Genomic DNA, 15,796 nt, shown 5'->3' with positions numbered 1-15,796 from the left:
CGGGCGACAAGGCCTTCTCACCCTCTCCCGGCATCAGCCGGAACCACAAGGACAGGCCATGATCTTGCGGGATCTGCATACCCACACCCTGTATTCCCACGGCCGCAATACCCCGGCGGAGATGTACGCCGCCGCCGAGGCCGCCGGTCTGCGTCTCTACGGCTTCAGCGAGCACTCGCCGCGCCCGCTGGGCTACACCTACAGCCACGAATACCGCGAGCAGCTCGAAGCGCACATGGACGATTATGTGCGCGAAGTGGCGACCCTCAAGGCACAGGCCGCCGCGGACCCGTCCCGCTGTCAGGTGCTCTTCGGCATGGAATTCGACTGGCTGGACGCGGAAGAGGCCTTCGTGCGGGCCGCCGCGGCGGCGCACGATTTTGATTACCGCCTCGGCAGCGTGCACTATCTCGGCACCTGGGGCTTCGACGACAAGCTGGAAGACTGGGACATCTCGCAAGACGCCTGCGAGCAGCATTACCGCGCCTATTTCGCCGCCTGGCGGAACATGATCGCGTCCGGTCTGTTCGACATCGCGGCTCACCCCGACATCATCAAGCTGTTCAGCGTGCAGAAATTCCACGTCTGGCTGTCCAAGGCCGACAGTCAGGCGCTGGTGCGCACCGCCCTTGCTGAACTGCGGGACGCGGGCATGAGCATGGAGATCTCCTCGGCCGGACTGCGCAAGCCCTGCCGCGAGATCTACCCCTGCCCCACCTTCATGCGGCTTGCCGCCGAACTGTCCGTGCCGGTGAGCTTTGCCTCCGACGCCCACGGCATCGAGGAAGTGGCCTACGCCTTCCCGCAGCTCGCCAACTACGCCCGCGCCTTCGGCATCTCCGAAAGCGTCTGGTTCGTGCGCGGCCGGATGCACCGGGAAGCGTTTTAGGGGCTATTGTCAGTTTGTGGGGGGAAGGGGGACCCCTTTCGCTGGCGCGCAAAGGGGTCCCCCTTCCCCCCACACCCCCCAACCCCTCCCCAAACGCGCTTTACTGCCTCCCTGCTCCGGTGTCACGGCATCCAAGCCGTCCCCCCTACCCCACCGCAGCCAAAATCTGTACAAAAAGCCGGACGGTTTGCGCTGTCCGGCCTCTTTATCATCCCGACGGGGGACAAAACAGCCACGCGACGCCTTGCCGGGCCGCACCGCCCGACATGTACCCTGTAAAAATTTTGGGAAAGGAGAGGGGGAGAGGGATAACCGTTTTTCAAAACGGTTTCCCTCTCCCTCTCGCATGATCACTATTTTTTCGTGGGGGAGCACATACGGCCCCTTCCCCCCAAAAAAGCAAACAATGGATAGTGCTCCCTCAAAACGAAACATCCCCCGGCGTGATCACGGCGGGGGATGTTTTTTCCTCACATTATCTCAAGGTCAGGACTTGTTGTCCTGCGCCGGGGGCTGGGCGGTGTCCTGCGCCAGCGGGGTCGCGGGTTCCAGCGGATTGACGGGCTTTTCCACGGCGGCGGGCTTCTTTTCGGGCAGGGGCGCTTCCACCACGGTACCGTCCGGCAGCACCATGGACAGGGCCCGCACAGGACAGGCTTCCATGCAGGCGGTGATGCGTTTGCCGTTCTCCTCGCGCCAGGCCTTGCACATGTCGCAACGCACGGCCACCTCGCGTCGAGAGCGCTGGGCCATGGTCTCCGCGTTGTCGGCGGCCATGTCCGGCATACCGATGGTGTCCAGCGTGATGGTGCCGTAGGGGCAGACGGCAATACAGAGCTTGCAGGCCACGCAGAGCTGCACGCGCATGTTGATGCGCCCGTCCTCGTCCTGCTGGAGTGCCCCGGTGGGACAGATGGCGCAGCAGGGCGCAGGCTCGCACTGATGGCAGCGCACCGTCGTGCGGAAGCCTTCGGCCTTGACCACCTGCACGCGCGAAACGAGCACGTCGCGGTGTTTCATGGCCTCCTTGAAGCTCATGCCGTGATGGGCCGCGATGCAGGCCACTTCGCAGCGGCGGCAGGCGCGGCACTTGTCGGGAACAACTTGAATATGCTCAATCATGCTTTTACTCCGCTTCCACATCAAGGCCCATGAGGGTCAGCCCGTGTCCCCCGCTGAAGTGCAGCCGCTCGCCGCCGCAGGCCGGGCAGACGAAATGCCGCCGGGTCAGGGCAAAGGTCGCGCCGCAGGCATCGCAACGGCAATCCAGCGGGGCCGTTTCCAGCACGAGCTCCGCCCCCTGCGCCGGACTGCCTTCGGCAAAGAGCTCGAAGCAGGCCCGCAGGGTCTCCGGCTCCACGCAGGACAGCAAACCCAGCCGACAGTCCAGACGGCTGATACGCGCCGCCCTCCGGGCACCGGGTCGGGCGTTGTGCTCCTCCACGGCCCTGACGGCCGTACGGAGCAGCCCCTGGACGAGCGCCGCCTCGTGCATGTCTCGTCGCTCAACGCTCCGTGCAGGACACGCAGGGGTCGATGCTGTTGGTGATCAGCGCCACATCGGCCACCGTGCAATCCCGCATCATGACGCCGAGGGCTTCCCAATTCATGTAGGACGGCACGCGCCACTTGAGCCGGGCCGGCATATCCGTGTCGTTGGTACGGATGTAATAGAAGACCTCGCCGCGCGGCGCTTCGCTGCGGGCACAGGCTTCCGCCGGATGGATCTGGTTCATGGGCGCGGTCACTGGCCCGTCCGGACATTTCTCGCAGCACTGCCGGATGATGCGGCAGGACTGGAAGATCTCATCCAGCCGTACCAGCGTCCGGCTGTTGACGCAGCAGCCGTCCCGATGGATGACGTCGAATTCCAATTCGGGATAGGCCGCATAGGGCGAGTCCTTGCGCACATCGTGCGTGATGCCCGACCCGCGGGCCACGGGGCCGACCACGCCCAGCCGCACGGCGTCCTCCAGCGGCAGCAAACCAAGGCCGCGCGTCCGGCCCAGCAGCATGGGGTCGTTGTCGTAGATGTCCCGTATCTCGTCCACGGCGGGCTCCACCTTGTCCAGCATGGACAGGATATAATCGAAGTGCCGGGCCTCCACGTCGCATTTGACGCCGCCGATGCAGTTGGACGCCAGGTTCATGCGGTTGCCGTAGACGGTCTCCTTGACGTCCTGCATCATCTCCCGCACTTCCATGACGTGCATGAACAGGGATTTGTAGCCGATGATATGCGCCTGGATGGCCGTATTGAAAAGATGCGAGGCCACCCGCTTGATCTCCTCGGCCATGACGCGCAGATAGCGGGCGCGAGGCGGGATGACGATGCCCAGCACGTTCTCCACGGCCATGCAGTAGGTGAAGGAGTGGCTGTTGGAGCAAAGCGAGCAGACGCGCTCGGTCAGCGTGGTATTCTGGATGAGGTTGCGCTGGCTGGCCAAAGCTTCCATGCCACGATGCACATGCCCGGAGGTGAGCTCCACCTTCCGGATGGTCTCGCCGTCCACGGTCAGATGGAAGTAGACGGGTTCCTCCAGCGCCACATGCACCGGGCCGAGCGGCATTTGAAAGGTCGTGGGCGTGCTCATGCCATGTTCCCCCTGTCCTTGAGGATGCGTTCCCAGAGGTCGGTGGTACAGGCCCCGTTCATCATGACCGACAACGGCACGGCCTCATTGAGCACGCCGGCGTCCAGCTCCTCGTCAAGGAAGAGACGACGCGGATTGGGATGCCCTTCCACACGGATGGCGTAAAGCTCCATCATCTCCCGCTCGTGCCAGTCGGCATTGGCGAACAGGGGCGTGATGGACGGCACGGTCTGCCATTCGTTGCCCAGGTTGACGGTCAGATTGTAGATCACGCCTTCCAGCTCGAAGTGATAGCAGATCTCCTGCTGTTGCTCGCTGAGCTGGTGACGGTTATAGGCCGAGATCATGCACAGACGTGCGCCGGCCTCCTTCAGCCGGGCGGCGGCCTGCGGCAGACGGCGCGGCTGGGGCAGCTTGAACCAGTGATAGGCGTTGCCGTAGGCGTCCGTGCTGTGATGGACGGCGGCGGGAGAGCCGCAGTCGCCGGTCAGCGCGTCGATGAGCCCCGGACGGCCCTTGATGATTTCCTGCATGACTATCCTTTGCCCGAAAGGGCAGCTTATTTCTTCACGGGTGCGGCCGACGGGGCCACGCTGTCATCCTGCGCCTGTCCTTCCCCGTGCGCGGACAGATGGCAGGCGTTGCGCTTGGCGTCCTCGATCTGACGGCATTTGGGGCAGAGATGCCGGATGACGTCGGGATCAAGGCTCGTGTTGTGCGCGTAAAGCTTGCGGGCCAGCGGCAGCGGGATGGGCCGGATGAGCGTGCCGCAATGGGAGCAGGGCTCATAGGTGATGGTCCGCTGCTCCAGCATGGTGTACTTGTCCGCCTCCACATGGGCATGATGCCAGTCGTCGTCGATGGTGATGGCCCCGGTGGGACAGTAATGGCGGCAGGAGGCGCACAGGCAGCAGGAATCCTGCCAGACGGTGATGGTATAGCCGGATCCGTCCTCATTGTGCCGGATATGGATGGCCCCGGCCGTGCAGGAATAGCGGCACATGCCGCAGCCCATGCAAAGCTCGGGATCGATGCGCACCGTTCCGCGGATGCGCTCCGGCGAAAAGGTCTCTCCCAGCGGGAAGGGATCCGTGCTCGGCCCCTCAAGGAGATTGCGGAAAAGAATCTTCAGAAAGCCTGCCATATTCACTCCTTGGGGAGGACGCCCCCGCGCCGGGATGTCGTCAACATGCCGCAGACATGGTGACAGACCCCGCAACGGCGGCAGGAGCTTTCCCCTTCCATACGGGCATTCAGGGATGTCAGCTGCTCGTTGAGACGACGCAGCACGCCGCCCAGCCAGGCCCACAGACGCCGCGGGGAGGTCTCCACCGCCCCGGATGTTCCTGTCGGCCCGCGACGCGGCGTCGTGCTCCGCCCAGCCGTCATCCTAGACCTCCAGCCCCAGCTTCTTGAGCCAGATCTGCTTGGCCAGCACCACGCCTTCCAGGATAGCCTGCGGGCGCGGCGGGCAGCCGGGCACGTTGACGTCCACCGGGATATGCCGGGAGATGGGCCCCTCGATGGAATAGCCCTCCCGGAAGACGCCGCCGGAAATGGGGCAGATCCCCACGGCCACCGTGACCTTGGGTTCGGGTATCTCGTTCCAGACCGTCAGCACGCGGTCCCGCACACGAGTGGTCAGAGGGCCGGTGATGAGCACGATGTCCGCATGGCGGGGGCTGCCGCAATACCGGCAGCCGAAGCGCTCCACGTCGTAGCGGGGGATGCAGGCCGTGGTGGCCAGCTCCACGTCACAGCCATTGCAGGAGCCGGCATTGATGCGGAAAAGCCAGGGCGAGCGCACCGACAGTTTCTTGAGCAGGGTATCAAGGCTCATGGCCGCCTCCTTACAGGGCCCAGACGAGCAGCAGGCTGCACAGAGCCAGCGCCGTGGGCACGGTCACATAAAAACGAAAGGCCTGATCGATGCGGAAACGCCCGGTAGCCGACTTGACCAGCGTCAGCGACACCAGCATGAGCCCCACGCACTTGGCCAGGAACCAGAGCAGATTGACGGGCCAGTAGTCGGAGATGAGCCCCGGGAAGAAGAGCGCCACGCCAAGCCCCAGCACCACGAAGGTCTTGAGCGCGCTCCCCATCTGGTAAAGGGCCAGCAGCGGCCCGCCGTATTCCAGCAGGGGCCCCTCGATGATCTCCGTTTCGGCTTCGGGGATGTCGAAGGGCACGACGCCCATGGTGCCGGGCAGAAACATCAGGTAGGCGACCAGAGCCGGGATCATGGCCGGATGGAAACCCAGAGAACCTTCCGCCAGCTGCCAGTCGATGATTTTCAGCAGGGAGAATTCCGCCGTGCCCCCGCTCTGGGAGCCGATCAGCATGGCCACGGCCAGCAAAATCATGAGCAGCGGCATCTCGTAGGCCAGCATGAGGAGCATCTCGCGCGAAAAGCCCACCGCGCCGAACGGCGAACTGGAGGCAGAACCGCCCAGCATCATGGCTATGGCCGGTATGGGCAGCAGGTAAAAGAGCACCAGCAGGTCGCCCATATTGTACAGACCGCCGAAGACGCCGGGCACGGGGATGAAGGCCGCACAGACGGCCATGCCCGCAAAGCCCACCACCGGCGCGGCCAGAAAGACGCTCTTGCAGGCCGTGCGGGGGATGAGGGTCTCCTTGGTGCAGAGCTTGGCGATGTCCAGCCACGGCTGGATGAGCGGCGGCCCCACGCGGCGCTGGAGACGCGCCTCCACGCGACGGTCAAGGGCTTTGTAGAAGAGCCCCAGCGTCAGCGCAAAGAGCCCGCCGGGAAAGAGGGTCATGTGCAGGATGGCGTACAGGGTCTCGCTCATGCTTCATGCTCCTTGCTGCCGCGCTCGCCTTGCGCGGGATCGGGCGCGCCGGGGAGATGCCCCAGCAGACGGACAAGGCCGCCGTAGATGCTCGCGGGCTTCATGCGGCTGGTGGCCGCCTCCGGCGGCAGACCGCAGGTATGGATATCCACTTCACGCAGACGCACGAAGCGCTTCACGAAGAGCAGCCCGCCGCCCACGGCCAGCGCCATCATGACGGCCATGCCCGTGGCGTTCCAGGCTCCAGGACCTTCGCTGACGCCCGCCGGGGAAATGCTCAGCGCCTCGAGGCCGTATTCGACCAGCACCTTGTTGATGGGCCAGAGCGCCAGTCCGGGGAAGATGCCGGTGACCAGACAGCCGAGAGCCAGCAGGCCCATGGGCGCGCGCATGATGTACGGCACCTCGCTGATGCGCTCCAGATGCGGCGCGGGCTGTCCGAGGAAGGCGGCATGGAGGAACTTGGCCACATAGGCCAGGGTGATGACGCTGCCCACCAGCGAGAGCAACGCCAGCAGGGGTTGATCAGCCTCCATGAGCGCATGGTAGATCAGCCACTTGGAGCTGAAACCGCTGGTCGGCGGCACGCCCACCACCGACAGGCCCGCAATGGCGAACATGGCGAGGGTGAAGGGCATCTTGCGCCCCAGACCGCCGAGGTCCTCCAGCGTTTCGCAGTGGCTGGCGAACATGACCGCCCCGCAGACAAGGAAGAGCAGGTCCTTGAAGAATACATGGTTGACCACATGCAGCAGGCCGCCCGCATAGCCCAGCGAGCCGCCCGCCGCCACGGCCAGCACCATGTAGCCGATCTGGCTGACCGTGGAATAGATGAAGACCAGCTTGACCTGATTGGCCCGCAGGGCCTGCAGGGCCGCGTAAACGATGGTGATGCCGCCGATCCACATGGCGGCGAGGCTCGCCATGTCGATGATCTCCTCGGACACCAGATCTTCCACGGTCAGCGCGGCGCCGCCCAGCAGGAGGAAGAGCTTGACCAGCCCGAAGACGGAACTTTTCAGCAGCACCGAGGAGATGAAGCCCGACACCGGCGTGGGGGCCACGGCCGGGTGCATCTGCCAGTCGATGCGGAAAGGAAGCTGCGCGGCCTTCATGAGGAAGCCCACGCCCAGCAGGCAGAAGCCCAGGGCAAAGGGCAGACCGTTCTTTCCTCCCAGAGATTCCAGATGATGGACCAGCGCCGCCATCGCTTCCGGGCTGCCCGTCATGGGCAGGTCGCCGGTCAGGCAACAGACGCCCACAAAGATGAAGCCCGCGCCGCAGACGTTGAAGCAGAAATACTTGAAAGCCTCGCGCAGAGAGAGGGCATCGCCTTCATGGGCCAGGACAAGGTAGAGCGTCCAGGCGCTCATGATCTCCCAGAACAGGAAGAAGCTGAAGAGGGTCGGCGCGGCGGCCATGCCTACCAGGCCGCCGCACATGGCCGTGAAGGAGCAGTAGAAGCGCCACTGACTGTGGCTATGGCTCATGTAGCCCAGGGCATAGATGACGTTGAGCGCGCCCACGCACGGCACCAGCAGGGCAAAGCCGAAGGACAGCGCGTCCAGCTCCCGCCCCTGTGCCGACACGAGGGCGGCGGTCAGCAGGAGCACCGCCAGCGCGGCCAGCCCGGCCTTGCGCGCATCACGCCGGAAAAAGGCGGGCAGCAACGCGCCGAAGACCGGCACCGCCACATAGAGGGGCCAGATGTTCCCCGACATGAGGAAGGCGGGGATGTCGAGCATCATCAGGGGCAGGAGCCCCATGAGCATGGCATCGGCGCCGGCCTCGGTCACATTCCCCAGCGGCAGGGGGATGAACTTGCCGTAAACGATCGAACCGGCCAGCCAGTCCACCAGCCAGGGGGCCAGCCCCGGCACAAGACAGAGCACGGTCAGGATGAGCAGCGCCAGACGTATGCACAGGGGAGCTTCCGTCACCGAAGGCAGGTGCGCCGGACGTTCCTCGAAAACCAGCGTCTTGAGGATGCGGATATAGTAGACCGCCCCCACCAGCGAACCGGCAAGGATGAGCGCGGCCAGCCAGACGTAACCGGCCTGCGTCATGGCCTTGATCATGAGATATTTGCTGAGGAAGCCCCCGAAAGGCGGCAGGCCCATGATGGTGATGAGGCCCACGCACATGCAGGACACGGTCCACGGCATGGAGCGGCCGAGGCCGCGCAGATCCGCCAGTTGCCGCGAACCGGCGCGCAGGATGAGCGCCCCCGCTCCGAGGAAGAGCAGGTCCTTCATGATGGCGTGCATACTCACATGGGCCAGCGTCGCGTAAAGGGCGGGCAGGGTCCCCACGCCCAGCACAAGGGCGATCTCGCCCAGCTGGCCCAGAGTGGAGAAGGCCAGCATACGCTTGATGTCCTGCTGACGCAGGGCCATGATCTCGCCGTAAACAAGGGTGAAGCCCCCCATGAAGACAAGGGCCGTGCCGTACCAGCTCAGGCCGTACAGCCCTTCCTGCGGTCTGGCGGAAGCCAGCATCCCGAGCAGGATCAGGCCGTAGATACCCATCTTGGTGATGATGCCCGACAGCGGCGCGGACACGGACGAGGGCGCCGCCGGGTGCGCATCCGGCAACCAGGAATGCAGCGGGACCAGACCGGCCTTGACGGCGAATCCGGCCAGACAGCAGACCATGCCCATCTTCAGGAGTTCGTCCGGCACCTTGGCCAGCAGGGCTGCCGGAAGGGCCATGGCGCCGCCGCAGACGAGCGTCAGACCAGGCAGGAGCAGGAGCGCGCCGCCCGCGCACATGAGGTAGTACTTGAAACCGGCGTCATAGGACGCGCGCCGACCCTCGTGCACCACGAGGAAATAGGATGCGAAGGTCATCAGCTCCCAGTAGCCGTAAAAGGCATCGGCATTGGGAGAACTCACGATGCCCGCCAGTGCCGCAAAGGTCAGCGGCAGGAAAAACCAGTACCGGGCCGGATGCTCGTCGTGAGCCATGTAGTCCACGGAGTAAAGACTGACAACCACGGCTACCAGACAGATCAGCGCAAGGAAGATCAGCGGCAGGCCCTTGAAAGGCGAATGCAGCGGGAAGAGGAAAACGCTGATGAGCGCCAGCACCGAGGTCAGCACCACGGCCCAGGGCGCAAGGCGGCTGCGCCGCAGGCTGCCCGCGCCGCCGAGGATAGCCCCGGCGTAGAACAGCCAGAAGGAGATATGCGGCAGGGTATGGCGCACCTCGCCCAGCTCCATGAAGCGGGCGAAAAGGCTTATCAGTTCATTGCGGGCCAGCCCCAGCGCACAGACCACCAAGGCCAGCAGGACGGCGATCAGACCGACCTTGCGCGGCGCAAGGGGGGCTGTATGCGCATACGGCGCTTCCAGCAGGGTGATGCGGACGGTATGGAGGTGCAGAGCCAGCAGGGCCAGCGTACAGGCCGAGGTCAGCAGGCAGAGGCCGAAGCCCGTATAGCCGGGCAGTCCCGCGTCGAGGAAGGCATTGGCAAGGAACAGGCGCGCTTCGGGGACGAAGAAGGGCGAACCGCCCACGCTGGCCATGAGGCCCAGAGCAAACAGCGCCCCGGACGCCGGACGTATCCGTCCCGCCCCGCGCAGGGCCGACAGGGTCGGCTTGGCGCCGTGGGACAGATCGGCCAGCGCGGCCAGCGCCAGCAGGCGGCTTGCCGCCTGAAACGTCACATACAGGAACACCACCAGTCGCGCGGTCATCCCGCCGCAGCCCAGCGCAAGGCAGATCACGCCCGCATCGACGAGCGCGCCCCAGCAGACCAGGCGTTTCAGGTTCTCGCGCTGTCGCACGGCCAGCCAGGTTCCGAAAAGAAGAAAGAACAGTCCCGGCAGAAAAAGTACCGGAAAGTCGGCAACTGTGATGGGTATGGTCATACGCGCCCCGGACGTTGGCTGCCCGCGTCCTCCGCTCTCGTCCCGGCGCGGTGCGCGACCTTCGCGACACGGGAAACGGCGAACAGCAAAAACGGATAAAAAAATCCCTTCACAAGCGGTTAGCGTAGCGGAAATATCCCTCCCTTGCAAGCAAGGCCGCGCAGTTCGTCTGTCGGGGTCAGCGCAGGCAGCCATGCGGGCGGACGCGCCGCGTCGTCGCGAGCATCCGGCGACAGATGGGGGCTTCTCTCCGTGCGGGCGTGAGGGGATTCACATGCCTCCGGGGCTGCCATATTGACATATCAAGTTATATTGATACAAGATGTGCCATCCCGTCACTCACCGTTGAAAGGAGCACATCCATGACGACCATCGGCAGTCTGTTGCGTGAACGCCGTGAACCCTTCATTTCCTTTGAATTCTTCCCGCCGTCCGACCCGGCGCAACTGCCTGCCTTCTACGAAACGGCGGCCCGCCTCAAGGCGGTCGATCCGCTCTTTGCCTCGGTGACCTACGGCGCGGGCGGCGGCAAGCAGCAGAACTCCCTGTCCGTCACGGCGGAACTCGTCCGGCGCGGCTTCCATGTCATGGCGCATCTGACCTGTGTGGGCGCTGAACAGGAGCGCATCCTCGGCTTCCTGGACGATCTGCGGGCCAATGGCGTGCAGGACGTGCTGGCCCTGCGCGGCGACGCTCCCGCTGACCAGCCGCACTGGGACTGGGAGAGCGGCCGTTTCCGCCATGCGCTCGATCTCGTGCGCTTCATCCGGCGGCAGATGCCGGACATGGGCGTGGCCGTGGCCGGGTACCCCTGCCCGCATCCCGAGTCCTCCACCTTCGCCGCGGACAGGCACCATCTGGCCGAAAAGATCGCCGCTGGCGCGGACTTCGTGGTGACGCAGCTCTTTTTCGATGTCCGCGAATATGTGGAACTGGTGCGCGGCCTGCGGGCACAGGGCTTCACCACGCCGGTCATCCCCGGTATTTTGCCCATCCAGAGCTTCGACTCCCTGCGCCGCGTGCTGCGCCTCTGCGGGGCCAATATCCCCGGCAAATTCTATCTGGAACTGGAAGAAGCCAACAAGGAAGGCGGCGTGGAGGCCGTACGCGAGGCGGGCCTGCGCTTCGCCGTACGTCAAATCCGCCGCCTGCTCGATGAAGGCGCGCCCGGTATCCACCTCTATACGCTCAACAAGGCCGACATGTGCCTGCGCCTTGTACAAGAGGCCGGGCTGTAGGAGCCACCGGCACGCGTACATGCTTGTTTGGGGGGAAGGGGAACCCCTCGCGTTGCTGTCGATGTCCGTAAGGCTCCTGCGTCGCCTAACGGACACGGCCTGCGGCCGCCTTTCGGTCGCCGCCGGCGCGGGCGGGGTTCCCCTTCCCCCCAAGCCCCCCATCCCTTCCCCAGCGCGCTTTTACCGAGGAAGAGTCAGGGCCACGAGCCTCCCCGCCCCAAAGACAAGCGGAGCGTGTAGAGACAGTTTATTTTTATTTACTTGAATTATTTGCAAAATTTATGTTGATACGCCCTAGGCGACGCAGGAGCCTTACAGGCATCGACAGCAGAGCGGGCGGTTCCCCTTCCCCCCAAACAGCGAACAGGAGCGACAAGTCCTCACAGGCGTCGCCCGCGCTTCAGCGCCGGAGATCTACCGGCACGCGCACCCGCTGTCCGGCCTTGTTGCGGAAGAGCACGTAACCGTTTTTCCATCCGAAAAGATAGACCCGGCGGGTGACGTCCACATCCTTGCGGCAGTAGGCGGCGATCTCCTCCACGCGGCCCTCCTTCCACCAGCGCAGGGCCTGCAGGCCGTCGGCGCTCTTGCCCTCATCAAGAGTGGCCTGCGCCACGTTATCCAGAGAGACCCGGTAGTGCAGGCGTTCCTGCAGGCATTGCAACAGATCGAGGCCGGGCAGCTCCTTCAGAGAAAATCCGGCAAAAGGCTGGAGCACGGCGTAATCGAAACGGAAGGAATTGAAGCCCACGACCAGCGGCGCGCTCCGCAGGCGTTCGAAGCAGGCGGCCAGCTCTTCCTGCCGGTAGGTATGGAATTGCCTGTCCCGGCTGTCGTAGAGCACGGCCACACTCACGCCCATGTCCCCGGCCCGGTGCCAGCCGCCCACCTCGGCGGCGCTGCGCCGGGTCTCCACGTCCAGCACCACGAAGGGCGGCACGCCCTCCTCGGAGAGTTCCCCCGCGGCGTCCGGGGCCGCCGCAACCGCCCTTTCCGGCGCATCCGGGACCACCTCCGTGTCCGGCAGGGCCGTCTGCCCGTCCGACAAGACGGTTTCCCCGCGCTCCACCGGCCGCATCCCGTCCGTACCGCTCTCCCCGGCCGCGCCTGTCAGTCCGCGCGCCGGTGCGGGCGAACAGCGCCATTCCCGCGCCAGCGCCTCGCCTTCGGCCTCGCCGCCCGGAGCCAGCACGTCATCCACCAGCGCCACGGCCCCGGTCTTGATGATGGGCCGGTTGCCCGAGCCGCACTTGGGCGAATGCACGCAGGAGGGGCAACCGTCCTCACAAGGGCAGGACGCTATGGCCTCCCGACTCAGACGCAGCAGCTCCCCGGCCTGCGGGAAGGCCTGCCGCGTCAGGCCCGCGCCGCCGGGCAGACCGTCATAGATGAACACGCCCGGCAGGCCGGTCTGCGGATGCAGCGGGATGGAGATGCCGCCGAAATCGTTGCGATCCGCCATGACCAGCAGGGGCAGCAGGCCAATGGCCGCATGTTCCAGCGCATGGATGGCCCCCATGAAATGCACGAAAGCCTCTTCCAGCCGCAGGCGCGTGCTGTCGGGAAAGACGTACCACAGCCCTTCCGTCTCGAAGACATGCGGCGGCGCGTCCAGCGGCACGATGGTCAGCAGGCGGTTGCCGGAGGTGCTGCGCTTCTCGTAGCCCGTGACTTGGTCCATGATCCGCAGGCGGCCCCGGCAGACCATGCCCCGGCCCAGCGGACGGCGTTCCACCTCTTCCAGGATGTCCGTACTCTTCTGTCCCCGCACCCGCGTGAACCAGCCCACCTTTTCCGGCCGCACCAGCACCCGGCCGCGTTCCGTGTCCAGCTCCTGCACCACATAACTTTTGCCCTGATGCAGATAGACAGCGCCGGGATGCGTCTCCCGCCAGGCGCGCCAGCCGTCCACCGAGCCGATGATCCGCCCTTCCGTGTCCTCGATGACGCAGGACTGCCCCGCGCCGCGCAGGTCCACCAGACGCTGCGGCCGCTTGCGGGCCGCCAGCCATTGATCCCCCTCCGCGCTGCGCAGGAGCGTGCCCGCCCGCTCGAGCTGTCGCACGGCCTCCCGCGCCGCCGCCTGCCGCAGCCAGACCTCCCCGTCCCGCAGGGGCATCTCCGCCGCCGCGCATTCCAGATGCCGGGACAGGATCACCTCGTTGTCAGGATTGACCACCGCCCTTTCCGGCGGACGGCTGAAAAAATCGTCGGGGTGGCGCATAAAGTATTGATCGAGCGCGTCCTCCCCGGCCACCAGCAGCACCGCGGACTCCTGCTGCGCCCGGCCCACGCGGCCGCCGCGCTGTAACGTCGCCATGACCGTGCCGGGATAGCCCACGAGGATGCAGACATCCAGCCCGCCGATGTCGATGCCCAATTCCAGCGCGCTGGTGCTCACCACGGCCAGCAGTTCACCCGAGGCCATACGCGCCTCGATGTCCCGGCGCTCTTCGGGCAGATAGCCCGCCCGATAGGCCGCGATCTTTCCGGCATAGGCCCCGTGCAGGCTCCCCGCCCAGAGGCTGATGAGTTCGGTCATGCGCCGGGAACGGCAATAGACGATGGTACGCAGATCACGGGCCAGCGCGGCCTTGAGCAGGTCGATGGCCGCCGTGGACGGACTTTGTTCAGGATCGAGAAAGACCACATGGCGCGGCCCCTGCGGCGCGCCGGATTCGTCCACCACCACGGGCGCGGGCAGACCGGACGTCTCGTCCGCCCCGCAGAGCGCCGCCGCCAACTCGCCGGGATTGCCCACCGTGGCCGTGCAGAAGATATAGGTCGGTCGCGCGCCGTAGCGTCCGGCAAGCCGGTTGAGCCGCCGGAACACCTGCGCCATGTGCGCCCCAAAGACCCCACGGTAGGTATGCGCCTCGTCCACCACCACATGGGACAGCCCCGCAAGAAACGCGGCCCACTGTTCATGATGCGGCAGGATGGCCAGATGCAGCATCTCGGGATTGCTGATCAGCACCTGTGGCGGATCACGCCGGATCTTGCGCCGAAAATGCTCCGAGGTGTCCCCGTCGTACAGGGCCGCCCGTGGACGGCTGATCTCCGGCCACAGGGCGCACAGGCTGTTGAAGCCCGCCAGCTGATCCTGCGCCAGCGCCTTGAGGGGAAAAAGATACAGGGCCCGCGCGTCCGGGTCCTGCAGGTAGCGCTCCAGCACGGGCAGATGATAGACAAGGCTCTTGCCGCTGGCCGTGGGCGTGGCCACCACCACCGATCGCCCGGAACGCACATAGTCCGTGGCCAGCGCCTGATGCGCATACAGCCGCTCCAGCCCCCGCGCTTCCAGCAAGCGCCGCATGGCCGCCGACCACGGCAGGCGCGAGTCCGCAAATCGCGCTTCCCGTCCCGGCAGCAGGCGATGCGTCCGTATCTGTCCGGCAAAACGCGGTGATGCCAGCAGTTTTTCTATATATTCATCCACCGGCACGGACTACTCTCCGGACGGCCCGCTCGTTTCGCCCGTCTCCATCGTCGCGTCGTCCGCGCTCAGGCTGTTGGCTGCGCGTCCCACATCCACGGACTCGCTCAGGCCCTCCTCCGGCGGCACGCACAACCCTGCCGCCTCGCAGGCCGTCAGACGCCGCACCACACGCGCGGGCGCGCCCGCCGCCACACACAAGGGCGGCACATCCCGCGTCACCACACTGCCCGCGCCGATGATGGCCCCGTGCCCGATGGTGACGCCCTTCAGCACCATGCAGCCCATGCCCAGCCAGGCATGATCCCCGATCTCCACCGGCGCGTCATGCTCCAGCCCCGGATCGACGCAACGCCGCTCCGGCGGCCACGGGGCATGAAAATCCGAATCCACCACGATACAGTTGGGCGCCAGCATGACCTGCCGCCCCAATCTGATGCTGGTGGAACGCGCCGTCAGCGCCGCCCCGGTGAGCTGGCAGCCCTCCCCCAGCACGATCCGCGCGCCGGGCCCGAACGTCCGCAAACGGCACGGCGCCAGCACCGTGGCCGCCGTGGCCCGCCGCCACGAGGAAATGAAGCTGCACCCCGCGCCGATCTCGATACTGCTGCCCGGCCAGCGCATGAGCCCCACCGGGCCGTGCGCGCTCACGCCCGCCCCCGTGCGTACCCCAAGAAAGCGCGCCTTGCAGCGCAGCCGCAACGTCCCCAGCAGCCTGCCGCCATCCTGCATGATCCGCAGGCTCGCGTAACTGATGATATTGGCGGGCGTCAGCCCCCGCTCCCGGATCTTGCGCCAAAGGCTCATTCGGGCACCTCGTTGATTGTGGGGAGGGAAGTTTTTTGCGAGGGGGAGAGGGAGCCCCTTTTGGAAAAGGGTCTCCCTCTCCCCCTCGCGCTCCCCCTCTCCCTTCCGAAAACTTTTGTCAGGGTCACAGACGGGATGACGCGGCAC

At 65.7% G+C, this 15,796-nt stretch carries 13 protein-coding genes; 2 read left to right on the top strand and 11 right to left on the bottom strand.

What is annotated here, in order from left to right:
• Positions 1 to 58: 58 nt before the first annotated feature.
• Complete coding sequence (locus tag Q0K00_RS03730; protein ID WP_297227466.1) at positions 59 to 889, top strand: histidinol-phosphatase; 831 nt, start codon at positions 59 to 61, stop codon at positions 887 to 889.
• 486 nt (positions 890 to 1,375) lie between these two features.
• On the opposite strand, the gene Q0K00_RS03725 is transcribed toward Q0K00_RS03730, so the two are convergent.
• From Q0K00_RS03725 to Q0K00_RS03685, 9 genes are read right to left on the bottom strand one after another with little or no spacing between them, the layout of a single operon-like run.
• A complete protein-coding gene (locus tag Q0K00_RS03725; RefSeq protein WP_297227465.1) occupies positions 1,376 to 2,011 on the bottom strand; it encodes a 4Fe-4S dicluster domain-containing protein in 636 nt (211 codons plus the stop codon).
• Between the two features lie 4 nt (positions 2,012 to 2,015).
• Positions 2,016 to 2,384: a hydrogenase maturation nickel metallochaperone HypA gene (locus Q0K00_RS03720; protein WP_297227464.1), complete on the bottom strand. Its 369-nt coding sequence runs from the start codon at positions 2,382 to 2,384 to the stop codon at positions 2,016 to 2,018.
• A 10-nt stretch (positions 2,385 to 2,394) separates the two neighbouring features.
• Complete coding sequence (locus Q0K00_RS03715) at positions 2,395 to 3,483, bottom strand: nickel-dependent hydrogenase large subunit (RefSeq protein WP_297227463.1); 1,089 nt, start codon at positions 3,481 to 3,483, stop codon at positions 2,395 to 2,397.
• On the bottom strand, positions 3,480 to 4,016 hold the full coding sequence (locus tag Q0K00_RS03710; protein ID WP_297227462.1) for an NADH-quinone oxidoreductase subunit C: 537 nt from the start codon (positions 4,014 to 4,016) through the stop codon (positions 3,480 to 3,482). Before Q0K00_RS03710 ends, Q0K00_RS03715 begins: the two co-directional genes overlap by 4 nt.
• Positions 4,017 to 4,042: 26 nt before the next feature.
• The gene (locus Q0K00_RS03705) at positions 4,043 to 4,627 is read right to left on the bottom strand and encodes a 4Fe-4S binding protein (protein ID WP_297227461.1); all 585 of its coding nucleotides are present in this window, start codon (positions 4,625 to 4,627) and stop codon (positions 4,043 to 4,045) included.
• 2 nt (positions 4,628 to 4,629) lie between these two features.
• A complete protein-coding gene (locus Q0K00_RS03700; RefSeq protein ID WP_297227460.1) occupies positions 4,630 to 4,872 on the bottom strand; it encodes a hypothetical protein in 243 nt (80 codons plus the stop codon).
• A gap of 1 nt (position 4,873) precedes the next feature.
• Positions 4,874 to 5,323: an NADH-quinone oxidoreductase subunit NuoB gene (gene nuoB, locus Q0K00_RS03695; RefSeq protein ID WP_297227458.1), complete on the bottom strand. Its 450-nt coding sequence runs from the start codon at positions 5,321 to 5,323 to the stop codon at positions 4,874 to 4,876.
• 10 nt (positions 5,324 to 5,333) lie between these two features.
• Positions 5,334 to 6,296: a respiratory chain complex I subunit 1 family protein gene (locus tag Q0K00_RS03690; RefSeq protein WP_297227457.1), complete on the bottom strand. Its 963-nt coding sequence runs from the start codon at positions 6,294 to 6,296 to the stop codon at positions 5,334 to 5,336.
• The gene (locus Q0K00_RS03685; protein WP_297227456.1) at positions 6,293 to 10,168 is read right to left on the bottom strand and encodes a proton-conducting transporter membrane subunit; all 3,876 of its coding nucleotides are present in this window, start codon (positions 10,166 to 10,168) and stop codon (positions 6,293 to 6,295) included. Before Q0K00_RS03685 ends, Q0K00_RS03690 begins: the two co-directional genes overlap by 4 nt.
• Before the next feature lie 362 nt (positions 10,169 to 10,530).
• On the opposite strand from Q0K00_RS03685, the gene Q0K00_RS03680 reads away from it, so the two are divergent.
• Entirely contained in the window at positions 10,531 to 11,406 is an 876-nt protein-coding gene (locus Q0K00_RS03680) for a methylenetetrahydrofolate reductase (RefSeq protein ID WP_297227455.1), read from the top strand.
• A 400-nt stretch (positions 11,407 to 11,806) separates the two neighbouring features.
• Here Q0K00_RS03680 and Q0K00_RS03675 read toward each other — a convergent pair whose 3' ends face one another.
• Entirely contained in the window at positions 11,807 to 14,851 is a 3,045-nt protein-coding gene (locus Q0K00_RS03675) for a DEAD/DEAH box helicase (protein ID WP_297227454.1), read from the bottom strand.
• 3 nt (positions 14,852 to 14,854) lie between these two features.
• Positions 14,855 to 15,649: an acyltransferase gene (locus tag Q0K00_RS03670; RefSeq protein ID WP_297227453.1), complete on the bottom strand. Its 795-nt coding sequence runs from the start codon at positions 15,647 to 15,649 to the stop codon at positions 14,855 to 14,857.
• Positions 15,650 to 15,796: the final 147 nt, after the last annotated feature.

This window comes from uncultured Desulfovibrio sp. (assembly GCF_944327235.1).
GTDB lineage: Bacteria > Desulfobacterota > Desulfovibrionia > Desulfovibrionales > Desulfovibrionaceae > Desulfovibrio.
Note: the sequence above shows the minus strand (reverse complement) of the source record. Positions and strands in the feature narration are given on the sequence as shown.

Coding starts and splice junctions, on each gene's coding strand:
- Q0K00_RS03720 (WP_297227464.1), bottom strand. CDS start 2,384: ATGCACGAGGCGGCGCTCGTCCAGGGGCTGCTCCGTACGGCCGTCAGG.
- Q0K00_RS03680 (WP_297227455.1), top strand. CDS start 10,531: ATGACGACCATCGGCAGTCTGTTGCGTGAACGCCGTGAACCCTTCATT.
- Q0K00_RS03715 (WP_297227463.1), bottom strand. CDS start 3,483: ATGAGCACGCCCACGACCTTTCAAATGCCGCTCGGCCCGGTGCATGTG.
- Q0K00_RS03730 (WP_297227466.1), top strand. CDS start 59: ATGATCTTGCGGGATCTGCATACCCACACCCTGTATTCCCACGGCCGC.
- nuoB (WP_297227458.1), bottom strand. CDS start 5,323: ATGAGCCTTGATACCCTGCTCAAGAAACTGTCGGTGCGCTCGCCCTGG.
- Q0K00_RS03670 (WP_297227453.1), bottom strand. CDS start 15,649: ATGAGCCTTTGGCGCAAGATCCGGGAGCGGGGGCTGACGCCCGCCAAT.
- Q0K00_RS03725 (WP_297227465.1), bottom strand. CDS start 2,011: ATGATTGAGCATATTCAAGTTGTTCCCGACAAGTGCCGCGCCTGCCGC.
- Q0K00_RS03705 (WP_297227461.1), bottom strand. CDS start 4,627: ATGGCAGGCTTTCTGAAGATTCTTTTCCGCAATCTCCTTGAGGGGCCG.
- Q0K00_RS03710 (WP_297227462.1), bottom strand. CDS start 4,016: ATGCAGGAAATCATCAAGGGCCGTCCGGGGCTCATCGACGCGCTGACC.
- Q0K00_RS03685 (WP_297227456.1), bottom strand. CDS start 10,168: ATGACCATACCCATCACAGTTGCCGACTTTCCGGTACTTTTTCTGCCG.
- Q0K00_RS03690 (WP_297227457.1), bottom strand. CDS start 6,296: ATGAGCGAGACCCTGTACGCCATCCTGCACATGACCCTCTTTCCCGGC.
- Q0K00_RS03700 (WP_297227460.1), bottom strand. CDS start 4,872: ATGACGGCTGGGCGGAGCACGACGCCGCGTCGCGGGCCGACAGGAACA.